This is a genomic window from Roseinatronobacter ekhonensis (assembly GCF_900499075.1).
Classification (GTDB): domain Bacteria; phylum Pseudomonadota; class Alphaproteobacteria; order Rhodobacterales; family Rhodobacteraceae; genus Roseinatronobacter; species Roseinatronobacter ekhonensis.
On record NZ_UIHC01000122.1, the window covers coordinates 1 to 2,788 of the forward strand.

2 protein-coding genes are annotated in these 2,788 nt (G+C 56.5%); both read left to right on the forward strand.

Features of this window, described 5'->3' with window-relative positions:
* Nucleotides 1–150: 150 nt before the first annotated feature.
* Nucleotides 151–1,581 (forward strand): NAD(P)H-dependent oxidoreductase, encoded by a 1,431-nt coding sequence (locus ROE7235_RS19185; RefSeq protein WP_245964042.1) that lies wholly within the window; start codon nt 151–153, stop codon nt 1,579–1,581.
* 23 nt (nt 1,582–1,604) lie between these two features.
* The gene (locus ROE7235_RS19190; protein WP_183073596.1) at nt 1,605–2,684 is read left to right on the forward strand and encodes an aldehyde dehydrogenase family protein; all 1,080 of its coding nucleotides are present in this window, start codon (nt 1,605–1,607) and stop codon (nt 2,682–2,684) included.
* Nucleotides 2,685–2,788 lie beyond the last annotated feature (104 nt).

The following is a 2,788-nucleotide window of genomic DNA, read 5'->3' on the forward strand; positions in this document are numbered from 1 at the left end:
GCCCGCTGGTCAGCGCGATACGCACCGCATCTTGGCGAAATTCGTCCGTCCGTTTCAGTCCCATAGTTCATCTCCTTTGCTGCAGTAAATGCTATCAAAGGGGCGGCATCAAACCGTGACAGGTCCAAATCTGAAGGAAATCCGATCCGGGTGGGCTTGATCGGGGCCGGTAAATTTGGATCAATGTTTCTGTCCCAAATCCGTCGCACTCCAGGAATGTGCCTGCTGGGTGTCGCTGACCTTTCTCCAGATCGGGCCCGCAATTCGTTGAACCGCGTTGGCTGGCCAAAGGAGCAATATTCGGCAACATCTTTCGATGAAGCGAGGAAGAACGGGACAACCTACATTGTCGACAACGCTGATGATTTGATCGCTGCAGAAGGTCTGGACGTCGTCGTGGATGCTACCGGACATCCGGCAGCCGGCATCCGCCATGCACAGGCTGCGGTCAGATATGGTCGCCACATCGTTATGGTCAATGTCGAGGCAGATGTGCTGGCAGGTCCTCTGCTGGCGAAGCAGGCGCGCGATGCCGGACTGCATTATTCCATGGCATATGGTGACCAACCCGCTTTGATCGCCGAAATGGTGGACTGGGCTGAGGCCGCTGGTTTTGAAGTGGTCTGCGCAGGCAAAGGTACGAAATACTTGCCTCAATATCATACGTCGACTCCTGATACGGTGTGGTCTTACTATGGGTTCAGCGAGGAACAGGTCGCTTCTGGTGACTTCAATGCGCAGATGTTCAACTCGTTTTTGGATGGTACCAAATCAGCCATCGAAATGGCTGCCGTCGCCAACGCGACAGGGCTTGGCGTTCCCTCGGACGGTCTGAAATTCCCGCCATGCGGTGTGGATGATATTCCTACCCTGCTGCGACCCGCGTCGGACGGTGGGATGCTTGAACGCAAAGGCATGGTCGAGGTCATTTCGTCACTCGAACGCGATGGCCGCCCGGTGTTCAAGGACCTCCGATGGGGCGTTTACTGCGTGTTCGAAGCTCCCAGTGATTATGTCCAGCAGTGCTTTGCACAATACGGCATGCAAACGGATTCCACGGGTCGCTATGGGGCCATGTTCAAACCCTATCACCTGATCGGACTCGAACTGGGTATCTCTGTCGCAAATATCATGCTGCGCGGGGAAGCGACGGGCTCTATCCGAGGGTTTTCAGGTGATGCGGTCAGCACCAGCAAACGCGATCTGAAGGCTGGCGAAGTTCTCGATGGTGAGGGTGGGTTCATGGTGTATGGCAAGCTGATGCCAGCGGCCGACTCCCTAGCTTGTGGTGGTTTGCCGATTGGCTTGGCGCATGGCGCTAAACTCAAGCGTGACGTTGCAAAAGGCAAAGCCGTCTGCTGGAGCGACATCGAGTTCGATCCCAATCAGGACGCCGTGCGCGTGCGCCGCGAGATGGAAGACATGTTCGCAGGTCAGAAATGCCCCAGCACGTCCAGGAAAACGCAACTAGGTCATGGGGTGGTACCCATGACTTGCAGACCTCACAGTGGCTTAATGGCGACTTTGTTCAGGGCCTCGGTGCCCCCAGATCAATTATCGAATCGGCAACCGGACTGGTAGTTGCGACCGTCAGAGATGCGTCCATGGGCCAAGCGATGGAAGCAATTGCCGCCGCAAAAGCGGCGCAACCAGCTTGGGCCGCACATGCGCCAATTGAGCGGGCGAGACTAATGCGCGAAGTTTCCAGATTGATACGGCGCGACGCGGAGCACCTCGCGGAACTGGTCGTGCGAGAGCAGGGAAAGCCGATCAAGGAGGCGCGCGGAGAGATCGCTGGTGCTGCTGAGTTCATAGACTACTTCGCCGAATTCGCGCGCCGTCTTCCTGGCGAGATACTGCCTTCTGATCATGCCGGAGAACAGATTTGGGTGAGGCGTTCACCCGTGGGAGTTGTTGCGGCAATTATACCTTGGAACTATCCGGCGGCACTCATTTGCCGCAAGGTTGCTCCTGCACTGATCACCGGCAATGCGGTTGTTGTAAAGCCACACGAAATGACGCCACTTTCCGGGCTGGCGATGGCGCGATTGTTCGTGGAAGCTGGTGTTCCCGCTGGTTTGATCAACATCGTCACCGGTGCTGGTGAGGTCATTGGTGAAACTTTGACCTCCTCGCCGGACGTCAACCTTGTGACCATGACGGGCAGCGTTCCAGTCGGGCGCCGCATCATGGCGAACGCATCCGCGAATTTGACCACGGTGTCGCTTGAACTGGGCGGCAAGGCTGCATTTATCGTTATGTCTGATGCCGATCTTTACCTTGCCGTTCAGTCTGCCGTGACATCACGGTTTATGAATTGCGGCCAGACATGCATCTGCAATGAACGCACCTTGGTGCAGCGGCCTGTCTACGATGCCTTTGTCGAGAGGTTTGTTGCCGCCACTCAGGCGTTAAAGATCGGCGATCCGCTATCACCTGACACAGATATCGGGCCGAAAGTCAGCGAAGAAGAATGCGCCAAGGTCGAACGCATGGTCCAAAACGCCTTGTCTCAGGGGGCTCGTGCCCTGATCGGAGGCGGCAGGTTGGAAAACCCACCGACCGAGGGAGGATTTTGGTTCGATCCCACAGTGCTCGTCGACATGGCACCGGATGCAGACATCATGCGCAATGAAATCTTTGGTCCAGTTGTTCCCAGTGGAGAAACGCGCGAAAGTTGGTGATGCCCTGAGGGGCGGCATATCATGGCGGTGTTCAGACGCCGTCAATTCTCAGTCGAGAAAGGGATATGCCACATGCCAGAGACTACCATCACTGAACTGCCCGA

Bases quoted from the DNA above. Each gene is read 5' to 3' on its own strand.
- ROE7235_RS19190 (WP_183073596.1), top strand. From the start codon at position 1,605: ATGGGCCAAGCGATGGAAGCAATTGCCGCCGCAAAAGCGGCGCAACCA.